Genomic DNA, 23188 nt, shown 5'->3' on the forward strand with positions numbered 1-23188 from the left:
AACCGTTCCGCTTTAAGTGGAATCGGGGAACGGCTCTAAGTTTTTGTTTAATCGTGCTTCTTCTCGGAAAACCGGTTCCCACTTTTCCGGAAGCACTCTAATTGAAGGCGACGAGCTTGGCCTCGTCGGTCAGCACGAACATCTTGCCCTGCGCGACGACCGGCGGAATGTAGACCGCGCCGCCGATGGCCATCTGGCCCGTGACGCGTCCCGTGGCGGCGTCCACGCCGGCGAGCTGTCCCTCCTTAGAGGCGAGCCACAGCGTACCGTTCGCGAGCACCGGTCCCGCCCACGTCTTGGAACCGGGCAGCTTGAGCGTCCATTGCGTGCGCCCGTCCGTGCGGTGAAGGGCCATCAGCAGCCCCGACGTATCGACGACGAACACGCTGTCACCGGCAACGAACGGCGGTTGCACGCCGGGGATGGTGAGCGACCAGAGGCGCTCACCGCTCTTGGCGTTCGTGGCGACCATGCGCCCGCCATGGCCAATGGCGAAAACGATGCCGTTATCGATGACCGGGCGGGCAGCGTCGCTCATGGACGCAAGCTGCGACGTGGTGCGCGAGCGCGAAAGGCTTTCGGACCACAGACCGCTGCCGTCGGCCACGCGCAAGGCGACGAGGTCGCCCGTCGGATACGGCACGACGACAACGTCGCCGTCCACCGCCGGGCTGGCGTTGAGACCGAGGCTCGCCGACTGTGGCAGCCCGCGCACGACCCACAGCTCGGCTCCATCGATGGTCGAAAGGCAGTAGAGGCGACCCTCCACGGTCAGCACGAACACGCGGTCCTGCGTCACGGTCGGTGCGACGCGCACCGGCACGCCGAGATTCTTCTCCCAGATGCGGTTGCCCGAAGCCGGATCGAGCGCAATGACGGTGCCGTAACCGCTGGCCGCAAACAGGCGTCCTCCCTCGGCCGCAATACCGCCGCCATACCCGCCGCCGTCCTCCGCCGTGAGGTAGAGGATGTTCTGCGCCGCCACCGTGAGGCCGCTGGGGCCCGCCGTTTTGTCCGTGGTGGGCTTGAGGGAGGCCGTCCACAGCGCCGATCCGCCCGAGAGGGAGAACGCGGCAACGACGCCGCCAGAATCGAGCGCGAAGATTTTGCCGTCATAGACGATCGGACTGGCCGAGACCCGGCCCACCTTGCTGGTGCCGCGGCCGGCGCTCGCGGTCCAGGCCTGGCGCAGGCTGCTGCCGGAAAGAGCAAGATGCCCCGGCGCGTTGCTCGGCACGCCCCCCGGCTGCGCCCAAACCTCGTTGAGCTGCGGCGGCGGGAGCGCGATGGGCCCCGACGCCTCCGCCAGCTCACCCACGTTGCGCTCTTGCGCCGGCAGCACCGCAATCCGTTTCCCCGGCAGCGGCGGCGTCGTCTCCTTGAATGGATTGAGCTCGCCGACCTTGGGCAGGCTCGGCAAGCTCTCCGAGCAGCCGCTGATGGCAAGCGGCGTGGCCGCGGCCATGGCGACCGCCACGCATGTTGCAATCCGGCCCAAGCGATCGCGCACCATATTGAAACCTCGGAAGCCGGCCATCAGGGGGCCGGAGCAGGTGTCTCTGTGCTCTTGGCTGCATCAGCATTTGCAGCCGGCGCCGGAGCGCTCGAATTGGCCAGATCCTCGCTCGCGATCTTGGCCATCAGGCGATGGACCCTTTCACTGGCGCCCTGGCCGAGCCCCGGATCGGCGAGAAGCGGGGTGAGCAGACTGCGCGCCTCGTCACGCTTGCCAGCTTCGAGTGCCGCGGTGGCAAGCAGCTCGCTCGCCGTGAAACGCCAGGGATTCTCTGCCGCTGTCAGAGGCTTGAGCCGATTCTCCATCTCCGTAAAGTCGGCCTGCCCCAGACGCAGCGATGCCGCCTGCAGGCGCGCGAAGTTCGCAAGGAGAGGATCGGCGCTGGAATCGTTGGCCAACTTGTCGAAAACCGCCAGCGCTTCCGCCCGCTTGTCGAGCTTGAGGTACGCGCCGGCTTCGGAAAGGCTGGCCAGCGTGGCATACCCTCTCGGCCCAGCTTCCGCCAGCTCCGCGAATTCCTTCGCCGCCTCCTCGGTTTTGCCCGAGTTCATGAGCTGGGCCGCGACCTCGTACCGGGCGCCGGCCGCGTTGGCGTTGGCATGACGCTGGGCCTCCCAGATCTTGCTGCCTGCGACCACCGCCACGATGGCGATGGCCGCCAAGATGAAGTAGGTCCCGTAGCGCTGCCAGAGCTTTGCGTACTGCTCGCGGCGCAGTTCCTCTTCCACCTCGCGGAACAGCGCGTCGTTATTGTCGACCATGAAGCTCCGTGCCTCAGCTATGGGTTGGCAGGCTGGCTGCCGAATGCCCGACGATAGGCTGGCAGCGCGGTGGCCCCTTGATTGGGCCAATCAGGACACGCTTGATAGCGCGGCAGCGCCCGCAAGGGCAAATGGCGAGTGGACGGTTCCCCCACCTTCTCCGCCAGGTTGTCTCCGATCTGGGAGCAGAGAACCGACGCCAAGGCTCTCCAGTCTGCCGCCGTTCTTAGAGCCGTCCCGCTTTAAGTGGAATCGGGGACGGCTCTAAGTGCTCAACTTTTTCGGCTTTTTCGTGACTGCGGCGAGGTCTCGCGGCTCATCCTTCATGGCATAAGTATGCTCGGTCCCCGGAAAGCGGCGCGCGCCCACCTCCTCCGCGTAGGCGCGGATGGCATCCTCGATGGCCGTCGCCACGGCGCCGAACTTTTTCACGAACTTTGGTACTCTGGGCGAAAGGCCCAGCATATCCTCCATGACCAGGACCTGCCCGTCGCAGTGCGAAGAGGCGCCGATGCCGATGGTCGGGATTGGAACCTGCTCCGTGATCCGGGCGGCCAGCGGCGCCGACATCGCCTCGAGCACCACCGCGAAGGCCCCGGCATCTGAAAGCGCGAGCGCGTCGGCCTCGATGGCAGGCCATTCGTCGCGCGTCCGACCCTGGGTCTTAAAGCCCCCGAGAACATTGATGGACTGCGGCGTAAGCCCGATATGCCCCATCACCGGGATGCCTCGATCGACGAGATAGCGTGTAGTTTCCGCCATGCGCCGCCCACCTTCGAGCTTCACCGCCCCGCAATCCGTCTCCTTCATGACGCGCGCGGCGTTCCGGAACGCAACGGAAGGGCTTTCCTCATAGGACCCGAACGGCATGTCCACGACGACCAGCGCGCGCCTGGCTCCGCGAACGACTGCCCGGCCGTGCACGATCATCATATCGAGCGTCACTGGCACGGTCGTCTCGAAGCCGTGCATGACCATGCCGAGGCTGTCTCCCACGATCAGGAGATCACAGTACTTGTCGGCGATCGCGGCCGTGTGCGCATGATACGAGGTCAGCGCGACGATCGGCTTCACCCGTTTCATGGCGGCGATATCGGGTGCCATCAGGCGATGGGTCTGCGCGTGCAGCGACATGTCGTCAGCGTCTCCTGGTATGCATGCGGAATCTAAACCTCACCGCTTTGGAACGCCACTCGGCCGTGACCCGAACAAAGTATGGCGTCTCCTGCGGACGCCACGCGCTTGCGAGACCTCCGCAGTTGAGATTGGGCAACACCATCCCGCAAGATCAGCCTTTGGCGAGGCCGCGCAAATTGCTTGCGCAAGCGTGCCGATGATAACCTTAAAGGCCCGCTAACTGAGCGTTAGCCGATTTATGTCAATCCTTGTGACGGCTGATTTTTGCGTAACGGCTGCAGGGATGGTTGCATGGTGGTGCATGTTTTCGCGAGACCGCATCGGTCCACCAGGCTCGCCCGCGCGCTAGGCGCCGCCTCGCTCTCTATGCTTAGCACAGCCTTTCTCGCCATGGGCGCGGGCTCCCCCGTTCCGCCGGCCAGCGCGCAGGATTTGTTTGGCTTTTGGGATGCGCCCTCCTCCTATACGGCCCGGAAAAAGCCAACCGCCACAGCCCGCTCCAAAGCCTCCCAGGAGAAGCCCCAGCCGAGAGAAGAGGAGAGTGCCAGCCGCCGCGCCGAAGGCCCGCTCGTCGTCAACATCTCGCTCTCGCGCCAACGCCTCACGATTTACGATGCACACGGTCCGGTGGCCTCCGCGCCCGTTTCGTCCGGCCGGGCGGGCTACGCCACGCCGACCGGCGTCTTCACGATCCTTCAGAAGCGCCGGATGCACTATTCGAACATCTATCAGGGCGCGCCCATGCCCAATATGCAGCGCCTCACGTGGTCGGGCGTAGCGCTGCACGCCGGCGTTCTGCCGGGCTATCCGGCCTCGCACGGCTGCATTCGGCTTCCGCAAGGCTTCTCGAAGAAGCTTTTCGGGATGACCAAGCTCGGTACGCGCGTCATCGTCACCCGCGATCCGGTGGCGCCGAAGCCGATCGTGCACGCACGACTTTTCACCGCGTTCCCGCCCGAAGACGATATCGCCGCCGGAACCGATGTTGCCCAGACAACGAAGGTTGCAGACGCCTCAGGGAGCGTTGTCGTGGCGGCGACGGGATCCGCGACGGATTTCGAGGGTTGGACGGACGCCCATGCGATGGAACACCGGTTCCGCGAGCGCCGCCGCCTCGAGGCCGGAAAGCTCCTGGCCGACATCCGCGCCGCCGGCTACGCGAGGGCCGAGCGGGACATACGTCTCGCCATGGCGAACAAGACCGCCGATGCGGCGCACCGGACCCTGGCTGACGCGCGCGAAGAGGCGGCCCGGCTCGAGGAGCAGCTTGGCACGCTGGAGGCTTCGCTCGCGGAGGGAGAAGCGGCCCTCGCCGATCTCCCTACAACCGCTTCGGAACGAAAGACGTCCGACCGCAAGGCCGAGGCCTCAGAGGCCTCCAAGCGTATCGCCCGCCGGCTAGCGCTCGAGGAGCGGGTCGCCCGCCTTCCGGGCGAGATCGAAGCGGTTCGGGACGCCCACATAAGAGCCCAGGCGGAACTACAGAAGGCCGAAGCCGCCGCACGTGAGGCCGAGATCGGCCTAAGCGCCGCAACGGATGCGCTGGACGAGGCCGAAACCGCGCTCAAGCAGGGGCTGGCCAAGGAGAAAGCGGCAGAGAAGCGCGACGCCATACGGGACCGTCCCGTCTCGGTGTTCATCAGCCGCGCCAAGCAGAGGCTCTACATCCGCCAGGGGTACGACGACGTGCTCGATGCGCCGGTGACGATCGACCGCCCGGACGAGCCAATCGGAACACACGTCTTTACCGCGCTGGACTTTACGGAGAACAGGATGGACATGGTCTGGAACGTGGTGACGGTTCCCCACGACCCTTCCCGGAAAGCACGGCGCAAGACCGGCAAGGAAGCGAGCCGGCCGGCTCCCGAGCCCATCTTCGATCCGAAGGCCCAGACCGCTGCCGCAGCCCTCGATCGGCTCACGATCTCCGAGGACGTGCGCGCCGAGATTGCCGACGTGATGAAGCCCGGCTCCTCTCTCGTCATCTCGGACCTCGGGATCGGCAACGAAACCGGAGCCTACACGGATTTCATCGTGCCCATCCGCTGAGAGCTCCGCCCAGGCGCCCCATCGATGCGTATGTCCGCGCGCACCGCTAGGCTCCGAACCCAATCAGGCCTTTGCTTTTCCAACGAACAGTGGTTCAAGCTCTGAAACATCGGAGCTTGGATCATGGCGAACGGATTTTGGCTGAGCGACGCGCAGTGGAAAGCGATCGAACCGCATCTTCCCAAGAACCAGCCGGGCGCGCGCCGCGTTGACGACCGGCGCGTGCTGAGCGGCATTATCCATGTGCTGCAATCGGGCTGCCGCTGGCGTGACTGTCCGCCGGAATACGGGCCTCACGCGACGCTCTACAATCGCTGGAACCGATGGTCGCGCCGTGCCGTCTGGCGCCGCTTGTTCGAGGCTTTACGTGAGGTCTCGGCGGACGCGTTTCACAGCATCGACTCGACAACCGCCAAGACGCACCGCTCGGCAGCCGGCGGAAAAGAGGGGCGGAAGCGCAAGCTATCGGCCGTTCCCGCGGCGGGCGCACGACCAAACAAAAACTTAGAACCGCTCCCCGATTCCATCTAAAGCGGAACGGCTCTAAAGCCGCTCCGCAATGAGACTGGAACGGCTTCAGAGTTTCGTCTTTCAGCAATGAAACCGCGCTCAGCGGACAACCGTGACCGGGCAATGGGCGCGATAGACGACGTCACGCGATACCGATCCGAGTACGAGACGCTGCACAGCGCCCTTGCCGCCCGTCCCGACCACGATATGGCCGAACCCATTCTGCTCCGCATGGAAGATGATCGCCTGAGCCGGATCGCGGCTTTCGATCAGCTCCGTGCGAACATCAGGCGCGCCCCGCTTCTGGGCTTCTGCCGCAGCATCGGCAAGGACGCGCCTTGCGTCGCTTTCGGTCCAGAGCAGAACCGGAGGGCCGCCGCGGCCGTATCCGCCGATGAGCTGATTGACCGCCACGAGCGTCAGTTCCCCACCCAATCCTTTGGCAAGCTTGGCGGCAAAATCGATGGCGGGCAGGCTGTGCTCGGTGTCGTCAATAGCGCAAAGAACCTTGATCATTTTCCGACCCTCTTTCGTTGGATGTATATTTGTTTATTCAGGGTAAAATGATCTCACGCGACGTGGCAAGCGACATTGCGCAAGGTCAATGCCGCCGATCGAGCGCAATCTGACGAGTTTATTAGTTGCTATAAAGAGTTAGCGCGATTGTTCAGTTCTACCACGCATTGAAGAGCCGCCGTACCAGCCGCACGGCGAGATGGCCGGGCACCCACCCGCGCGCCCACACCGCGAGCGTGGCGTTGGGCTGATACCTGAGCCGCGGCCAGATGCTGGTGGAGGCGCGCCAGATGCTGCGCGCCACGACGTCGACCTCGGCGCCCGCATCCTCCCAGGCCTGGAGATTGGGCATCACGAGAGACACGAACTCGTCGTAGGCTGTGAGGCCCGGCTTTGTCGCCACCTCGCGCGAGCGCTCGAAGAAGTCGGTCTTGATCATGCCGGGCTCTATGATCTTGACCTTAATATTGTGCTGGCGCAGCTCGAGCCAAAGCGCCTCGGAGAAGCCTTCCAAGGCCCACTTCGTCGCGCAATACATAGAATAGAGCGGCAGCGTCAGTCGCCCCGCCGCAGACCCGACGTTGACGATGCGCCCCTGCCGCCGTTCGCGCATATGCGGGAGAACGGCGCGCGTGACGTTCATGACCCCGAAGACGTTGGTTTCGAACTGGCGGCGGATTTGATCGTCGCTCTGCGCCTCGAACGGCCCGATCAGCCCATAGCCCGCGTTGTTGACCACAACGTCGATGCCACCGCATTGGGCGATCACGTCCTCGACGGCGCGCTCGACCGAAGCAGGATCTGTCACGTCGAGCTTGAGCAGCTTGATGCGGTCCGACACGGTGCCGAGGTTGCTTTTCTCCGGCGTCCGCATCGTGGCAGCGACGGTCCAGCCCTTGGCGGCGAACAGTTCTGCCGCAGCCCGTCCGATCCCGGTCGAGGCGCCTGTAATCAGCACGGTTTTATTAGCGGCGTTCAACGCGGATCCTCGGTGTAACAAGGCCGCCGAGACAGCCCGGCGGTGTTGGGACTGATGGAAAGGCTCAGGTAGCTGATCGAGTGAGATGCGAGCCGTCTTGCCGGAAGCGAGCGGGAACAGCCGTCCTCGGGAGACAAGCAGAGACTGGAGAGCCCGCATCGAGGTGCGTGATACTCTCAAGCAAAGTCCCGCAGCGCGTTCACGTTGCGATCGGATGCGGAGTGAACGCCCTTAATCGATCATCGTCAGGAATTCCTGCCGCGTGATCGCGCTGTCGCGGAAGATGCCAAGCATGCGGCTCGTCACCATGTCCGTGCCAGGCTTATGGATGCCACGCGTCGTCATGCAATGGTGCTCGGCCTTGATCACCACCGCCACACCCTGGGGCTGCAGCGCGGACTCAATGGCGTTGGCAATCTGCGCCGTCATCTTCTCCTGGATCTGCAGGCGCTTCGCATAGACTTCCACCACGCGCGCAAGCTTCGAGATGCCGACGACGCGGCCGTTCGGAATATAGCCGACCCACGCCCGGCCGATAATCGGCGCCATATGGTGCTCACAATGGCTCTCGAACCGGATGCCGCGCAGCACGATCATCTCGTCGTAGCCTTCGGTCTCCTCGAAAGTCTTCTGCAGGATCGCCTCGGGATCGTCGCGGTAGCCCCGGAAATACTCCTCGAACGCCTTGGCCACACGCTTCGGCGTCTCGATCAGCCCGTCGCGTTCAGGATTGTCGCCCGCCCAGCGAAGAAGCGTGCGAACGGCTGCCTCCGCCTCTTCGCGCGTTGGCGCCGGTGCCTCTGAAGTTGAAATATTGACGAGCTTGTTTTTCATGGCTGGGGCGTTTGCCTATGTCCCGTGGAGCCTTATTGGTCGACGCGAACAATACGCGCGCACGTTGGCTCCGGATCAGAATTTGAAGGAAAGGCGGCCACACGGGGACGCCGACGAAGAACCCCGTAGGGCGGGGGCTTCCTTAACATAGTCGCCCCCGGGGGAAAGGAAAAGAATAGCCCGGGAAATTGCGCGCGCCGATAAGGTCAAGCCACCGTCATGCTTAACGGCGGCGCGGCACCACGCCGCAAGCAACACCGTCGTCCTAGCGCAGGCTTGTTTGCTTAACCAAGCGTTTCCACAAACCGGAGGATCTCCTGCGCCGCCCGCTCGAGGTTCCCGTCAAGCGTTGCACCGGAGCGGCGCCGGGGCGCGAGGTCATGATCGCCATCAGCGGCCCAGCACACGGTGATTGCGGGTGACAGGCCATAGCCGGCCACCTCCTCAGGCCCACCGAACGGATCGCGCTCGCCTTGCACGATCAAAGTGGGGCATGACAGGGGAATGAGATGTCGGGTCCTGAGCTGATCCGGCTTCTTCGGCGGATGGAACGGATAGCCAAGGCAGACGAGCCCAGCGATAGAGTCGCAATCGAACAGCGATTGGGCCGCGAGGCTCGCCACCCGCCCGCCGAGCGACTTGCCGCCGATCAGCAGAGGCCCGCCGCGGCCGAAAGACTCACGGGCGGCCGCAACGGCGGCTTCATACTCAGGAACGAGGCGCTCTGCTTTTGGCGGCGGGCGGCGGGATCCTGAGGTCTCCCGCTCCGCCATATACTCAAAATCGAAGCGAAGCACCCTGAGGCCCATCCCAGCCAGGAGATCCGACATCCGGCTCATCCAGGGGCTCGTCACCGGTGCACCGGCGCCGGGAGCCAGCAACAGCGTCGCCCCCGCATTCGTCTCACCCGCGATAAGGAACGTTGTCATGAGCGCCTCCGATAGGACGGGTCGAATCCGCGCAAGCTTGGACGGCGTTCACGGGGGCCCATTCCATGCCGACCAGAGCGCATACGCTATAGGGTCGCATTTTGGCCCTGCCCTCGGCTAAGATGCGCTATGTGATTTGACGCGGGGGATCGTGCCCTTGGCCCGACGCAACATGACACGGCCGCCTTCGGCGCGGCTGGCAGTAGCGCCGGCATGGTTGCTGGCAGTCCCATTTGCGCTTTTTTCCAGCGCCGCATGGAGCGCGGACGCGCCAGCGCCTCCGGATCCTGTTCATGCCGAGCTCGGCCGCACATGGCACGCGCCGGCTGCCATGACGGCGGAAGCCGCTGCGGAGCACGCAGCCGGCGACGCGATCGTGCCGCCGCTTCCAAAGCCAGCCCAACGCCCAGCAGCATCACCACCGGCAAGCGCCGTGGGCGTCCCCATGCCGAAGCCCCCGCCTCCGGCTGCAAAAGCCGCCGCCATCACACCGGACAAGCCGGCGGCGTCGAGCAAGCCCGCCAAGCCGGCTCTCACTGCGAAGCAACTCTTCGGCACGGTGAAGACCGCCGCCCCTCTCGAAGCCCGGGCCATCGGCTGGTACGCCAAGGGCTGCCTCGCCGGCGGCGAGCCGATCGCCGTCAACGGACCGGGATGGCAGGTGATGCGCCTTTCGCGCAACCGCAACTGGGGGCACCCGAACCTCGTCGCCTTGATCGAGCGCCTCGCACGCGAGACCACCGCTGCCGGTGAATGGCCGGGTCTTCTGGTGGGCGACATGTCCCAGCCGCGCGGCGGCCCCATGATCTCCGGCCACGCGAGCCATCAGGTCGGCCTCGACGCCGACATCTGGCTCACGCCGATGCCCGACCGCAAGCTCACCCGCCGCGAGCGGGAGGACATGTCGGCTGTCTCCATGCTGAGGAACGCCGGGGAAGTGGATCCCAAGGTCTGGGGCGAAGGGCAGGTGAAGCTGATCAAGCGCGCCGCATCCTACCCGGAGGTCGAGCGCATACTCGTTCACCCGGCTTTGAAAAAGGCCCTCTGCGAAGCAGCCGGAACCGACCGTGGCTGGCTCAACAAGGTTCGCCCCTATTTCGGCCACTACTATCATTTCCATGTGCGTATCGGCTGCCCGAAGGGCTCGTCCAACTGCCGGAGCCAGGCTCCCGTTCCGAGCGGCGACGGATGCGGAACGGAGCTGGCCGACTGGCTGAAGCGCGTTGCGCCCAAGCCGAAGCCTCCCCCGACCGCAGCCAAGCCGCCGGTGAAGCCCGCCAAGCCCGCGCCGCCGAAGCCGGAGATCACGCTTGCCGATCTGCCGCCCGACTGCGGGGCGGTGCTGACTGCGGGCGGACACCAGCCTCCGACCAAGCCCGCCGCGGTCGTCGACCGGAGCAAGAACGCCGCGCCTGAGAAGGACAAGACGATCAGCACGGCCGCACCGGCGCCAGCCAAGACTGTTCCGTCCCCGACCAAGGCGTCAACGAACTGAGCTGACGTTCATCGGGATCCAACCTCTCGGAGGCGCGTCTCTCATTACGCTCTCCCAAATCCTCTTAGGCCACCACCGCGCCCGGCCGCAGCGGAGGATGCCCGAAGGGGCGCACTGGCATTGTGTAGACGTTGGCCGCCGGAACCGTCACAATCTCCCTTTCCGGCCAGCGCAGCGCCGTGAGCTTGCCGCCGAAGCAGCATCCCGTATCGATGCAGATGGTATTGTTGACCCAGCCGGCATCCGGCACCGGCGTATGTCCGTAGACGATCGACGTTCGCCCCTTGTACTCCGCCGCCCAATGATAGCGGATCGGCAGGCCGAATTTGTCAGTCTCGCCGGATGTCTCCCCGTAAAGGCAGAAGCGGCGAATTTCACCTGTGAGGCGGCCGATCATTCCTTCCTTGATGCCCGCATGCGCCACGGCAAGCCGCCCTCCATCGAGCCAGAGATAGATCGGCAGCTCTTTGAGAAAATCGCGGACAGCAATCCGGAACGTCTTGGGGTCGTGCGCAAGCTGTTGGATGGTGCGGTCGAGGCCGTGGCTTGCCTTCACGTCGGCTCCGTCGAGCCAGCGCTGGAACTTCACGTCATGGTTGCCAGGCACTGCGAGGGCCGAGCCGCCCCGCACCATACTCATGACGAGGCGCAGCACATCCGGTGCGCGAGGTCCACGGTCGACGAGATCGCCGACGAACACAGCCTTGCGCCCGAGAGGCGGCACGACCGAGACCCGGACGTCGCCGTGCGTCCCGCTCCAGCGCACGCGATAGCCGAGCGCGGCGAGCAGGGCCTCGAGTTCGCCCGCGCATCCGTGCACGTCTCCGATGATGTCGAATGGACCGCTGTCTGCGCGCAAATCGCAGCGGTCGAAAGCCCTGTCGTCGATTTCAGTTCCGGTCATGCGGTTGCTCATGTAGCGCAATTCCGGAAAAGTTGAAGATATATCCGACGAGCCTGCTCCATCCCTGCGCTGCAAAGCGGCACATCGCTCCACGGCGGGGCGCCGCGCGCATCGTGTAAGCGCCAACCATTACGTCTCGATGAAGTCCTCGACCTGCCGCCTGGGTTTCGGCACATCGGTCATATAGCCGGCGAGATGCTCGAGCCCAACGGGCACGGGCCCGCCATAGGCCCAATCGATGAGCTCGACGGTGTGGGCGAACGGCGTGTCGCTCGCATTTTCAAGGTGCGTGATGCAGCCGATGTTGCCGGCTGCCACCACATCGGCCCGGGTGGCGCGGATGTTGTCGAGCTTGCGCGCCTTGAGCTGCCCGGCGATCTCGGACTGCAGGATGTTGTAAGTGCCGGCCGAGCCGCAGCAGAGGTGCCCTTCCGGCACATCCACGACCGCAAAGCCCGCCTGCTTCAAGAGGGCCCTCGGCTCATCGTGAATCTGCTGCCCATGCTGCAGCGAGCACGCCGAATGGTAGGCCACCCGCAGCCCCGACCACCGCTCCGGCGCGCCAAGCTTGTAGTCGAAGAGAAACTCCGCAACGTCCCTGGCCAAACTCGAGACACGCTTCGCCTTCTCGGCGTAGGCCGGATCGTGGCGCAGCATGTGCCCATAGTCCTTCACCGTCGTTCCACACCCCGAAGCATTGACGATGATGGCGTCCACCTCGCCGCGTGCGATTTCCTTCCACCAGGCATCCACGTTGCGCCGCGCGAAGGCTTTCGCCTCCTCGGCCTCGCCCATGTGCTGAACCACCGCCCCGCAGCAGCCGGCGCCATCCGCGACGACGACATCCACGCCGCGGCGCGCGAGCAGGCGAATGGTGGCGTCGTTGATGTCGGGCCGGAGAACCTGCTGCACGCAACCCGTCATCAAGATCACGCGCGCGCGCCGCGTGCCGTGCGTCACCGCCGTGCCGGGGCCGAGGAAGCGGCCACTGCGCAGAGCTGGCGAAACGGGTGCCAGCGCCAGCATGGCCGCCGCCTCCTTGAGACCAAAGCGCTCCAGGAGCGGGATCAGCGGCCGTGCCAGCGGCGCCATCTTGAGCGCGAATCGGAAGCGGCGCGGATACGGAATGACGAAGGTGAGGAGCCGCCGCAGCATCCGCTCCTTGGAGCTGCGGGTCGTGCGCTCCGCGATCTCGGCCCGCGCGATATCGACGAGGTGCATGTAATCGACGCCGCTCGGACACGTCGTCATGCATGAAAGGCATGTCAGGCAGCGATCGACATGGTGGCGCACCTGCGGCGTCGGCGGCTTTTCCCGCCCGCGCTCCAGCATATCCTTGATCAGGTAGATGCGCCCGCGCGGGCTGTCGCGCTCGTCGCCGAAAAGCACATACGTCGGACATACCGCCGTGCAGAGCCCGCAATGCACGCAGCGCCTCAGGATCCGCTCGGCCTCGGCGATGCGCGGATCGGAAAGCTGCTCAGGCGCGAAGTTCGTTTGCATCGTCCGTCTTTCGGGCGGTGACCCTTGATCGGGCCGGCGTCTCTTACATTCCAACGCGAGTGAACATGCTTTAAACCGTAGCGTACATCCGTCCAGGATTGAGCAGCCGCATCGGATCGAACGCGTGTTTGATTCCGCGCGTGATCCGGTCGACCGCGGGCCCGAGCGGCTGGAACACGTCGACGGACTGGCGAACCGTCTCATCGGCGCGGATCAGCGTCGCATGGCCGCCATGGCTGGCAACGGCGCGGCGGATATCGGCGCTCGCCGCATCGGCCGATGCCGGCGTCTCCAGCCACACGAGGCCCCCCGACCAATCGTAGAACGTCTCGACCCGCATATGGCGGCGCACCGCCGCGACGAGAGCCGCCGCCCTGCTCGGCGTTGTCGAGATCCGCCAGAGATGCGCTCCGTTTGCCGGGAAGAAGGAGAGCCGCCTCACCTCGCCCCAGAATGCGAGAGAGCTTTCAAGATCGAGCTCAAGCGGCGCGCCAAAGACTTTCAGCGCATCCCTGAGCTTCCCCTTGCGGTAGGCGACCGAGCGCGCGAAGTTCTCGACGCGGATCGCCGTCAGGGCGCGGGCCTCCCCGCCGAGCGCCTTGTGGCCAAGACGCGAGGCGAGCGCCGGCGCCAGGTGCACCGTGCCCGACACTTCATACGGCTGCATGAGCGCACTGCTCATCAGCTCGACCGCGAGATCTTCCGTCAGGTCGGGATAGACGAGCGTCGCCACATCGTCCGGCAGCGGCAGAACCTTGAAGGTGACCTCTGAGATGACGGCCAGCGTCCCCCAGCTCCCGGCGAGCCCACGCGCCACATCATAGCCGGTGACGTTCTTCATGACGCGCCCGCCGGATTTGAAGATCTCCGCGCGCCCGTTGACGCCGCGCATTCCGATCAGATGGTCGCGCGCCGCGCCCGCAGCGATGCGTCTCGATCCCGAAAGGTTCGTCGCAAACACGGCGCCGATGGTCTGCAGTCCAACTCCGACTCCCAGCGCGGCCCCGATGTCGATCGGCTCGAACGCCAGCATCTGCCCACGCGAGGCGAGTTCCGTTTCGATCTGCGCCAGCGGCGTGCCCGCGCGCGCGCTCATCACCAGCTCAGCCGGCTCATAGAGCGAGATGCCGCGCATGGCGCCCGTGGTGAGCGCAACCGGCGCGATCACGGGGCGGCCGATGCCGCGCTTGGATCCCGCCCCGAGGACCTCGACCGGGATCGCGCGCTCGGCAAGCGCCGCCATCATGCTCTTCAGCTCCCACTCGGTCGCAGGCCGCATGATGTCGTTCATGCGCGCAGCCCCGGATGGTGGGGCCGCCGGATCACGTCATCCGGTTCGCGCAGCGGAGCGCAAGCCATGTGTGTTATGTCGGACGCCATCGTCGTCACGCCGCCTCCGCCGGATGGCCTTCGGATGTCCCGAGAGATGCCTCCTCGGTGCGCCGCGTCAGGACAGCCTCAACCGCATCGAGCGGAAACACCTTGCCAAAGTTGAGAAGCCATTCGGGATCGAACACAGACTTGATGCGCAGTTGCACGGCGATGTCCTCATCCGTGAATTGCGTGCGCATGAGATCGCGCTTTTCGATGCCGACGCCATGCTCGCCCGTGAGGCATCCCCCCGAAGCGACGCAGAGCTTCAGGATCTCCGCTCCCGCTGCCTCCGCCCGCTCCGTCTCGCCCGGCTTGCCCCCATCGTACATGATGAGCGGATGCAGGTTGCCATCGCCGGCGTGGAAGATATTGGCCACCGAAAGTCCATGGCGCCGGCAGATCTCGGCGATCTCATCGAGGACATGCGGCAGGTGGGCCAGCGGTATGGTGCCGTCCATGCAGTAGTAATCGCCCAACCTCCCGAGGGCCCCAAACGCCGATTTGCGCCCTTTCCAGATCTTCGCGCTCTGCTCCTCCGATGCACTGACCACGAGCGACAGCGGATTGAGCTCGTGTGCGATGCTGGCGATATAGGCGAGCCGATCGGAGATCTCCTGCTCGGACCCCTCGACCTCGATGATCAGCAGGGCTTCGGCGTCGGTCGGATAGCCGGCCTTCGCAAAGGCTTCGCAGACTTCGATGGCCGGCCTGTCCATGAATTCGATCGCCACCGGAATGATTCCCGATGCGATGATCCTCGCCACGCACATGCCGGCTTTCGAAGAGGAATCGAAACCGATCATCATGGGCCGCGCCCCCTCGGCCGCTCTCAGGATGCGCACGGTCGCCTCCGTTATGAGGCCGAGCTGCCCTTCCGATCCGATGACGAGCGCCAGAAGATCGTAGCCTTCAGCGTCGAGATGCGTGCCCCCAATCTCGATGATCTCGCCATCGATGGTCACCATTTTGATGCCGAGCACGTTGTTGGTGGTGACGCCGTATTTGAGGCAGTGGGCGCCTCCTGAGTTCATCCCCAAATTGCCGGCCAGCGTGCAGGCGAGCTGGCTCGACGGGTCCGGCGCATAGAAGAAGCCCTCCGGCGCCACCGCATCCGAGATCGCGAGGTTCGTGATACCCGCCTCGACGCGCGCGAAGCGGTTCTCGTAATCGATCTCGAGCACGCGGCTCATTTTCGAGACGCCGATCACGATGGAATCCTGAAGCGGCAGCGCCCCGCCACAAAGCGAGGTGCCCGCACCCCGCGGCACGACGCGGATACCGTTGGCGCGCGCATACCTCAGAACCTTGGCGACCGCTTCGGTCGTGGTCGGAAGCACCACCGCCAGCGGCATCTGGCGATAGGCTGTCAGCGCATCGGTCTCGAAGGCGCGCCGCCCATCGTCGTCAGCGATCACGCTCTCGGCGCCGCTGATCGCCACGAGGTCCTTTACGATCTGGTCCCGCCGCCCGACGATCTCGGGATCGGGATCTGGCAGCGCGATCGACGACATCCTGGCATTCCTCTCCGCGGGCGCAGAACCGGCTTCTTCTGAAGCGGCGAGTCTCGCATGCGGCGGGAGAGGCGGCAAGATTCAGGTCACGCCTTGGGCGCGCTACCGGAAACAACGCACGCGCCCATGGCGCGGTCTAACGTGGATTGAAACGCGCGAAGCACCCAGCGTTGCTACGCAACGTGCAAGCGATCGTATTCCCGCCGTCGCACGGTCCGCGCCACGCCCCCCCATGCCTGCGAGCGTCCCGCATCGCCAAGCTGGCGATGCAGGAGAGCGAAAAAATCCGCGACCTCCGCCGCGAATACACCGTGCCGTCCCTCGAGCACGACGGCCATGAGCTCGGCGTCCTTCACCTTGGACACTCCATCTTTTTTCTTCGTTCGACGTGCGCGCGGCATTGCAGATCCTGGAAACCGTTGGCGGACGAAGAAATGGAAGCAAATTCAGCGCCAGCCAGGCCCTTGCAGCGGCACCAGCGAAGCGGTTGATTTCCCGGGTATTTCAAGGCGGGGGCGGGAGGGCCGGAAGAACGGCTGTCCCAATTTGAGGGAGGGAAGATGAGGTCACGCGCCGACTGTCTCAGGTTGGCACCGGCTCTGTCCGGCGCCGTCAAGCCTCAGTTCGCGCTCGCGCCAGCTCCGGCCGCCACGCTCGCCGCTTTGGGTGGGACGTCCGCCCGCGGGTGCTTCTGCCCAGCAGCGGTATCAGCCGGCGGAGCCTTCTTCTTGATTTTCCTGGCCGGCGCCTTGTTACGGCGCGCGGTTCCGCACTCAAACGAACGCACGTCCCTGCGCACGCTCATGACCGCCTTCGCATCGCTGGCGATCGGCATAGCATCGATGCTGCGGGCATGGTTGAAGAGCTGCTTCCAAGGATAGCTTTCGAACCCATGCTCGAGCAGGCTTGCCGCACGAAGCGTTCGCTGCCCGCTCGTCGGCTCGCCGAGCACGATCGCCATGATCTGACGCCCGTCCCGGGTCGCGCTAGCGACGACATTGAACCCCGAATCGCAGATGAAGCCCGTCTTCATACCGTCCGCGCCCTGGAAGGAGCGCAGAAGCCCGTTGTGCGATCCGATCAGGATCTTTCCGATCTTGGCATTGAACATCGACCAGTAGGCGAGATGCTCGGGATAATCCCTGATAGTCGCCCGCGCGAGCTTGGCGAGATCGCGTGCTGTCGTGACCTGCTCCGGAGCCGGCAACCCGTTGGGATTGACGAACATTGTGCGCGTCATGCCGAGCCGCTGCGCCGTGCGGTTCATATGCGCAACGAAGGCCGCCGGCGATCCATCAATCGCTTCGGCAAGCATCACCGCGACATCGTTGGCGGACTTGATGATCAGCGCCTTGAGCGCCTGATCGATGGTGAGCGTCGCGCCGACATGCAGCCCGAGCTTGCTCGGCGGCTGGCTCTGGGCTCTCTCGCTGTAAGGGATACGCTGCGCGAGCGTGAGCTTGCCGCTCTTGAGGGCCTCGAACGTCACGTAGGCCGTCATGATCTTGGTCAGAGACGCCGGGTGCCAATGATCGTCGGCACCCTCCGCATAGAGCACCATTCCGTCGGAAGGATCGAACACGAGGGCTGGCCCACCTGCGAGGGCGGGGCCCCCGGCAAGAAGCGTCAGCGCCGACACGGCGGCGGAGAACCATCCCACGCGCATGGCTGTCCTGCTGCTGCCTGAACCAGTTCGGCCCCTACCACATTCGGCAGGGGCGCCGCAATCCGAGGCACCCCTCAGTCCCCATAGACGACGTGCGGTGTCCTGGATGGGAGGACCGGGCGTCAGGCCCACGGCCGGGCTGCCGCATTGCGGCTTTCGAAATCCTGGATCGCCTTCTCTTTCTCGAGCGTCAGGCCGATGCTGTCCAATCCGTTAAGAAGGCAATGCTTGCGGAAGGGATCGATCTCGAAGCGGATGACGCCGCCGTCGGGGCCGCGAATTTCCTGCGCCTCAAGGTCGACGGTGAGCCGCGCATTGGCGCCCCGCTCCGCGTCATCCATGAGCTTGTCGACTTCGGCCTGCGGCAGCTTGATGGCCAGGATGCCGTTCTGGAAGCAGTTGTTGTAGAAAATGTCGGCGAAATCCGGCGCGATGATGCAGCGGAAGCCGAAATCGAGGAGCGCCCACGGCGCATGCTCGCGGGAGGAGCCGCAGCCGAAATTCTCGCCCGCAATCAGGATCTCAGCGCCCCGGTAGGCAGGCTTGTTGAGCACGAACTCCGAGATCTCGTTGCCGTTCTGATCGTAGCGCAGCTCATAGAATAGCGCTTTGCCGAGCCCCGTGCGCTTGATTGTCTTCAGGAACTGCTTCGGGATGATCATGTCGGTATCCACGTTCCGGAGCGGAAAGGGAGCGGCAACACCCGTCAGCTTGGTAAATTTCTGCATTCTTTCTTTTCCCGCAGGTCTGAAGCCCGATCGACTGTAAGGCGAGCGCTCTTTTGGGCTCGCATCGAGAATGGAAATCAGTCTCTCCAACGAAACTCGAAGCACGCCATAACTCGTTCTTCTTCCGAGGACGCGCCGCGACCTGGTTCGAGAACCGCTCGCAGCCCCTTCGATACGAGCTTGCCGCGCGTATTTCAAATGCCGGATTACACGTTGAGGCTGTCGGCAAGCGCCCGGAAGTACCCCTCGGCCGCGAGCAGCCGGTCAACCCGCTTTCCGGTAGCCGCCGTGTCGCCCGCAGCATTCCCCGGATTTGGGCCGAGTTGCTCAAGCCGCCTTTTAACGCCCGCCAGCTTTCGCCCGTCAAGATGGTGTTGCAGCACGCCCACCAGCGTTTCGAGATAGCCGGTGATGCGTCCGAACTCCCGAATGAGCCCCCGTTGCGCCGCCTTATCGCTCGGCGCTTTTGCGAGCCGCGCCGAGAACTGCGCTGCCCGGCCGAGCGTATCGGCGATCGCCTCGGCATAGCGGGCCACCTTGGCGCGCCGCTTGCGGTCGAGCGCCGCCAGCGCACCGCCCCAGCGATTGACGGTCTCAGCGATGAGCAGCAGCCGCTTGGCAAATTCCACGGGGTACATGCGCCGAGCCGATCGGTAACCTGAAAAGCCCGAGCATAGGCGCGCCCCTGCCCGTGGGGATAAAACACCCTAAGCGAATGCAACACGCACCGCTGCGCCGGCCGGAAACGATTCCCGGCTAGCGGAAAAGTGGAAACTGGAAACGGCTCTAGCGTATCGCCGGGTCGGCGAAGCACTTGCGCATGTACTCACAGCGATGCGAGCCAGAGAAATGCATGCTGTCGCCCTTGGACGGGGAGATGAACGCGCAGATTTCCTCGAGGCCGTTTTCATCCAGCCATCCCTGTCGCCGCCCGCGCTGCACGGCGAAGCAATCCGCGGTTTCCTCATCAGGTCCGCGGAATTGATGCCCGCATTCGTGCGCATAGATCCACATCTTGACCGGCGTCGAGACCTTGGCCAGTAGCCGCGGGTTGAGGATGAGGAAGCCCGGATAGGCTGCGCCATAGTCGTCGAGCTGGCTGTCGATCACAGTCGGCCGCTGTCCGCAGATCTGCTGGCGGCCATCGAGCGTGAGTTCTCCCGGCGGCACCACATGCGCATCCCCGCCCACGTGCTCCGCATACTCCTCCGGAGTTGGAATATCGTCGGCGAAGGCCGTCGCCGGCAGAAGCGCGGCGATCAAAAAAGCTATGCCAAAAGAAATGTTGAGAAAGCGTCGGCTCGCCGAACGGCAAACGGTCGTCAAATGATCACCTCTACGCGACACCCCGCGCGCCCTGAGGACTACCTAGCAGCACGAACATGGCGGGCAAAAGTTAACACCCGGCCCGATATTCCGGAAGCGGCAAGAGCGCTCGTCCGCTGTGGCGGAATTACCGCCCGCATCGCACCGCTCTACGAGAAGCGAAGTCGCAACCGCGCGCGCTTCCGGAAAAGTCGGCCAGAATCGGCGCGGCTCTAATGCGCGACCTGCTGCTCGATGTCTTCCATGTCGTCGTCGGAGAAGCCGAAATGGTGGCCGATCTCATGAACGAGGACGTGCGCAATGATATCGCCCAGCGGCTCGCCGCTCTCCGTCCAATAATCGAGGATCGCGCGCCGGTAGAGGAAAACCATGTCCGGCTCGCGCGGCGCGTCGAGCACGCTCTTCTTGTCGAGCGAGAGGCCCTGATAAAGCCCCATGAGATCGAACGGGCTATCGATGCCGAGTTCGTCCAGCACCTCATCGAGGGCGAAATCCTCGATGCGGATGACGAGATCGCCGCACACGTCACGGAACTGGGGCTCGATCCGCTCCCACGCCGCCGCAGCCATGTTCTCGAAATCCGCGAGCGTCGGCGGTGTCGCCGTTCTCCAGTCTCGCTCTCCCGCCATAGCGCTCTCCCGCCGAAGTGATTATGCGACGGGAGAGATAGGCATTTTGCGCCGATAACCGCAAGCCCGAGCGGGGCATCTTGCGGGCTTCGGAAAGCGCGCAAGCAGATCCTACGCCGGCTGCCACGTCCGGATGTCGACGAAATGGCCTTCCAGCGCCGCCGCGGCCGCCATGGCGGGCGACACCAGATGCGTGCGGCCCTTATAGCCCTGCCGGCCCTCGAAGTTGCGATTCGACGTCGAGGCGCAGCGCTGCCCCGGCTTCAACTGGTCCGGGTTCATGCCGAGGCACATCGAGCAACCAGGCTCACGCCATTCGAACCCGGCTGCCTTGAAGATCTTGTCGAGTCCCTCGGCTTCGGCCTGCTGCTTCACGAGGCCCGAGCCCGGCACGATCATCGCGTAGGCGAGCCGGCTTGCGATCTTGCGGCCCTCGACGATCTTCGCCACCTCGCGCAGATCCTCCATACGCCCGTTGGTGCATGAGCCGATCCACACCACGTCGAGCGGGATGTCCGTCATCTTCGTGCCGGACGTGAGCCCCATGTATTCGAGCGCGCGCTGCATCGAGGCGCGCTTGTTCTCGTCGGCGACGTCATCCGGGTTCGGCACCGTGCCGGCGACGGAGACCACGTCCTCGGGGCTCGTGCCCCAGGAGACGATGGGCGGCAGCTTGGCCGCGTCGAGCTTTACCTCACGATCGAAGTGCGCGCCCTCGTCCGAATAGAGCGTCTCCCAATACTTCATGGCCATGTCCCAGGCGGCACCCTTGGGGGCCTTGGGACGGTCCTTGATGAAGGCGAACGTCTTTTCGTCCGGCGCGATCATACCGGCGCGCGCACCGCCCTCGATCGACATGTTGCAGACGGTCATGCGGCCTTCCATGGACAGGCTGCGGATGGCCTCGCCCGCATACTCGATGACGGAGCCCGTGCCGCCCGCGGTGCCGATCTCCCCGATGATGGCGAGGATGATGTCCTTGGCGGTGATGTGGGGCGGCAGCGCGCCGTCCACGGTCACGCGCATGTTCTTGGCCTTCTTCTGCACCAGGGTCTGCGTGGCGAGCACGTGCTCCACCTCGCTGGTGCCGATGCCGTGCGCCAGCGCTCCGAAGGCGCCGTGCGTCGACGTGTGGCTGTCACCGCAGACGATCGTCGTGCCGGGCAGCGTGAAGCCCTGCTCGGGGCCGACGACGTGCACGATCCCCTGCCGCTTATCGAGCTCGTTGAAGTATTCGACGCCGAAATCGCGGGCGTTGGCGGCCAGCGTCTCCACCTGGATCCGGCTGTCCTCATCCGCGATGCCGCGCGTACGGTCCGTCGTCGGCACGTTATGATCCACGACGGCCAGCGTCTTCTCGGGCGCCCGCACCTTGCGGCCCGTCATGCGCAGCCCCTCGAACGCCTGCGGGCTCGTCACCTCATGCACGAGATGGCGATCGATATAGATGAGGCAGGTGCCGTCGGGTTGCTGGTCAACGATGTGATCGTCGAAGATCTTGTCGTAGAGCGTCTTGGCCATGATGCGGGCTCGAAATAAGGGAAATCCTCGTCTCAAATAGCGTTTCGGCCGCCGGGTTGCAAATTAGCCGCCCTTAAGATGCCAATAAGCCGCGTCCTGTAGGCCGAAGCACGAACCTCCGGCAAATCAGCCCAAGGCTGAGCGGCCCACACCGGTGGGCGGCGCCGTCAATCGCGCCAATGGCGGGCCTTCGCAACCAGGAAGTCGCGCAGCACCTGCACCTTCTTCGAGCCCTTGAGCTCCTCCGGATAGACGAATAGAACCGGCAGGGTCGGCTTCTCGGTCCCGCATTTGGTCAGCACGGGCACCAGATCGCCATCCTGCTCGCTCATGTAATCGGGAATCATGCCGATGCCGATGCCCGCCAGCACGGCCTGCTTGATGGCCACCACGCTGTTGGTTCGGAACACCGGCTCACGCAGCTCTTCCCCTTCCCGTCCAGCCCTCTCAAGCCAGCTGATCGCCGGCAGGAGCTGCGCCGTCTGGCCGCTATACGACAACACCCGATGGCCCCCGCTATCGAGATCCGCGAAGGTCTCCGGCACGCCGAAGCGGCGGGTGTATTTGGTCGAGGCCATCGGCCGTACGCTGGCGGTGAAAAGCGGCCGGCGGATGAGATCCGCTTGCTCCGGCTCTCGCGTCCAGATGGCCACATCCGCGGCGCGCATGGCGATATCGATCTGATCGTCGTCGAGCAGAAGCTCGATCCGGATTTCCGGATAGAGATCCATGAACTCCCGGAGACGCTGCGACACCCACACCGTACCGAGGCCGACCGGAGAGGCGACGGAAAGGAGGCCGGACGGCTTCGTCGTCGTGTCGGCGAGCAGAGTTTCCGCCGTCTGCAGCTTGGTCATCACCTCCGCCACGGTGGCATAGAGGAGCTCGCCCTGCTCCGTCAGCACGAGGCCGCGCGCATGGCGATGGAACAACGAGACCTTGAGATCCCTCTCGAGCGCCGATACCTGACGGCTCACAGCCGACTGGCTCATGTGGAGAGCCTCCCCGGCGTGCGTGAAGCTGCCGGCGGCCGCCGCCGCGTGGAAAATCCGAAGCTTATCCCAATCCATGATACCATTTCCGCTGGCGCCGGCCGGCGCCCGATGCGCTTTGCCTGCACACGTATAATTGCCGAGCTTTGCGATTATTTGATATCGCTCAGGGGTAAACCATCGAAAACTGCATAGCAGCGCCGTTCCACCGCAGCCCGCCCGCTTCCGGTGGCAACGGCATGGCTGTTTGCTTATAAATCAGAAGCTTCTACGGCCCGTCCGTCTTTCAGCCGCGCCCCCCGCGCTCA

Annotated in this window: 21 protein-coding genes and 1 pseudogene; 3 read left to right on the plus strand and 19 right to left on the minus strand. The window is 64.7% G+C overall.

Going from position 1 to position 23188, the window contains the following annotated elements; all coding sequences use genetic code 11:
* Nucleotides 1-97: 97 nt before the first annotated feature.
* From V7P99_RS10620 to panB, 3 genes are all read right to left on the minus strand, one after another.
* Nucleotides 98-1465 (minus strand): outer membrane protein assembly factor BamB family protein, encoded by a 1368-nt coding sequence (locus V7P99_RS10620; protein WP_333794791.1) that lies wholly within the window; start codon nucleotides 1463-1465, stop codon nucleotides 98-100.
* Between the two features lie 71 nt (nucleotides 1466-1536).
* Nucleotides 1537-2277 carry a tetratricopeptide repeat protein gene (locus tag V7P99_RS10625; RefSeq protein WP_333794792.1) on the minus strand — a complete coding sequence of 247 codons (741 nt, stop codon included), beginning with the start codon at nucleotides 2275-2277 and terminating at the stop codon, nucleotides 1537-1539.
* Nucleotides 2278-2541: 264 nt separating this feature from the next.
* Nucleotides 2542-3411: a 3-methyl-2-oxobutanoate hydroxymethyltransferase gene (gene panB / locus V7P99_RS10630; RefSeq protein WP_333794793.1), complete on the minus strand. Its 870-nt coding sequence runs from the start codon at nucleotides 3409-3411 to the stop codon at nucleotides 2542-2544.
* 369 nt (nucleotides 3412-3780) lie between these two features.
* On the opposite strand from panB, the gene V7P99_RS10635 reads away from it, so the two are divergent.
* On the plus strand, nucleotides 3781-5463 hold the full coding sequence (locus V7P99_RS10635) for a L,D-transpeptidase (protein ID WP_333794794.1): 1683 nt from the start codon (nucleotides 3781-3783) through the stop codon (nucleotides 5461-5463).
* Between the two features lie 123 nt (nucleotides 5464-5586).
* Nucleotides 5587-5960, plus strand: a pseudogene (locus tag V7P99_RS10640) (IS5 family transposase); the annotation flags it as partial.
* A 112-nt stretch (nucleotides 5961-6072) separates the two neighbouring features.
* On the opposite strand, the gene V7P99_RS10645 reads toward V7P99_RS10640, so the two are convergent.
* The 4 genes from V7P99_RS10645 to V7P99_RS10660 form a co-directional block, all read right to left on the minus strand.
* On the minus strand, nucleotides 6073-6489 hold the full coding sequence (locus V7P99_RS10645) for a universal stress protein (protein WP_333794795.1): 417 nt from the start codon (nucleotides 6487-6489) through the stop codon (nucleotides 6073-6075).
* A gap of 157 nt (nucleotides 6490-6646) precedes the next feature.
* On the minus strand, nucleotides 6647-7468 hold the full coding sequence (locus V7P99_RS10650) for an SDR family oxidoreductase (protein ID WP_333794796.1): 822 nt from the start codon (nucleotides 7466-7468) through the stop codon (nucleotides 6647-6649).
* A gap of 231 nt (nucleotides 7469-7699) precedes the next feature.
* Nucleotides 7700-8302 (minus strand): GTP cyclohydrolase I FolE, encoded by a 603-nt coding sequence (gene folE, locus V7P99_RS10655; protein ID WP_333794797.1) that lies wholly within the window; start codon nucleotides 8300-8302, stop codon nucleotides 7700-7702.
* A 284-nt stretch (nucleotides 8303-8586) separates the two neighbouring features.
* The gene (locus V7P99_RS10660) at nucleotides 8587-9231 is read right to left on the minus strand and encodes an alpha/beta family hydrolase (protein ID WP_333794798.1); all 645 of its coding nucleotides are present in this window, start codon (nucleotides 9229-9231) and stop codon (nucleotides 8587-8589) included.
* Between the two features lie 331 nt (nucleotides 9232-9562).
* Here V7P99_RS10660 and mepA point away from each other — a divergent pair, with 331 nt between their 5' ends.
* Nucleotides 9563-10726: a penicillin-insensitive murein endopeptidase gene (mepA, locus tag V7P99_RS10665; RefSeq protein WP_333794799.1), complete on the plus strand. Its 1164-nt coding sequence runs from the start codon at nucleotides 9563-9565 to the stop codon at nucleotides 10724-10726.
* 64 nt (nucleotides 10727-10790) lie between these two features.
* Here the strand turns inward: mepA and V7P99_RS10670 are convergent, their stop codons facing one another.
* From V7P99_RS10670 to V7P99_RS10725, 12 genes are all read right to left on the minus strand, one after another.
* Complete coding sequence (locus V7P99_RS10670; RefSeq protein ID WP_333794800.1) at nucleotides 10791-11642, minus strand: metallophosphoesterase; 852 nt, start codon at nucleotides 11640-11642, stop codon at nucleotides 10791-10793.
* Between the two features lie 117 nt (nucleotides 11643-11759).
* The gene (glcF, locus tag V7P99_RS10675; protein WP_333794801.1) at nucleotides 11760-13133 is read right to left on the minus strand and encodes a glycolate oxidase subunit GlcF; all 1374 of its coding nucleotides are present in this window, start codon (nucleotides 13131-13133) and stop codon (nucleotides 11760-11762) included.
* A 70-nt stretch (nucleotides 13134-13203) separates the two neighbouring features.
* Entirely contained in the window at nucleotides 13204-14424 is a 1221-nt protein-coding gene (locus tag V7P99_RS10680; RefSeq protein WP_333794802.1) for an FAD-binding protein, read from the minus strand.
* 94 nt (nucleotides 14425-14518) lie between these two features.
* Nucleotides 14519-16018 (minus strand): FAD-binding oxidoreductase, encoded by a 1500-nt coding sequence (locus V7P99_RS10685; protein WP_333794803.1) that lies wholly within the window; start codon nucleotides 16016-16018, stop codon nucleotides 14519-14521.
* Nucleotides 16019-16191: 173 nt separating this feature from the next.
* Nucleotides 16192-16383: a hypothetical protein gene (locus V7P99_RS10690; protein WP_333794804.1), complete on the minus strand. Its 192-nt coding sequence runs from the start codon at nucleotides 16381-16383 to the stop codon at nucleotides 16192-16194.
* 254 nt (nucleotides 16384-16637) lie between these two features.
* Nucleotides 16638-17684: a D-alanyl-D-alanine carboxypeptidase family protein gene (locus tag V7P99_RS10695; protein ID WP_333794805.1), complete on the minus strand. Its 1047-nt coding sequence runs from the start codon at nucleotides 17682-17684 to the stop codon at nucleotides 16638-16640.
* 122 nt (nucleotides 17685-17806) lie between these two features.
* Nucleotides 17807-18412, minus strand: a complete 606-nt coding sequence (gene leuD / locus V7P99_RS10700) for a 3-isopropylmalate dehydratase small subunit (RefSeq protein WP_333794806.1) — start codon at nucleotides 18410-18412, stop codon at nucleotides 17807-17809.
* A gap of 206 nt (nucleotides 18413-18618) precedes the next feature.
* Nucleotides 18619-19050, minus strand: coding sequence for a hypothetical protein (locus V7P99_RS10705; protein WP_333794807.1), 432 nt, complete (start codon nucleotides 19048-19050; stop codon nucleotides 18619-18621).
* 148 nt (nucleotides 19051-19198) lie between these two features.
* Entirely contained in the window at nucleotides 19199-19675 is a 477-nt protein-coding gene (locus tag V7P99_RS10710) for a hypothetical protein (protein WP_333794808.1), read from the minus strand.
* 275 nt (nucleotides 19676-19950) lie between these two features.
* Entirely contained in the window at nucleotides 19951-20367 is a 417-nt protein-coding gene (locus tag V7P99_RS10715; RefSeq protein WP_333794809.1) for a metallopeptidase family protein, read from the minus strand.
* 111 nt (nucleotides 20368-20478) lie between these two features.
* Nucleotides 20479-21888 carry a 3-isopropylmalate dehydratase large subunit gene (leuC, locus tag V7P99_RS10720; protein ID WP_333794810.1) on the minus strand — a complete coding sequence of 470 codons (1410 nt, stop codon included), beginning with the start codon at nucleotides 21886-21888 and terminating at the stop codon, nucleotides 20479-20481.
* Between the two features lie 167 nt (nucleotides 21889-22055).
* Nucleotides 22056-22958, minus strand: a complete 903-nt coding sequence (locus V7P99_RS10725) for a LysR family transcriptional regulator (RefSeq protein WP_333794811.1) — start codon at nucleotides 22956-22958, stop codon at nucleotides 22056-22058.
* Nucleotides 22959-23188 lie beyond the last annotated feature (230 nt).

Source organism: Hyphomicrobium sp., assembly GCF_036780825.1.
GTDB lineage: Bacteria > Pseudomonadota > Alphaproteobacteria > Rhizobiales > Hyphomicrobiaceae > Hyphomicrobium_C.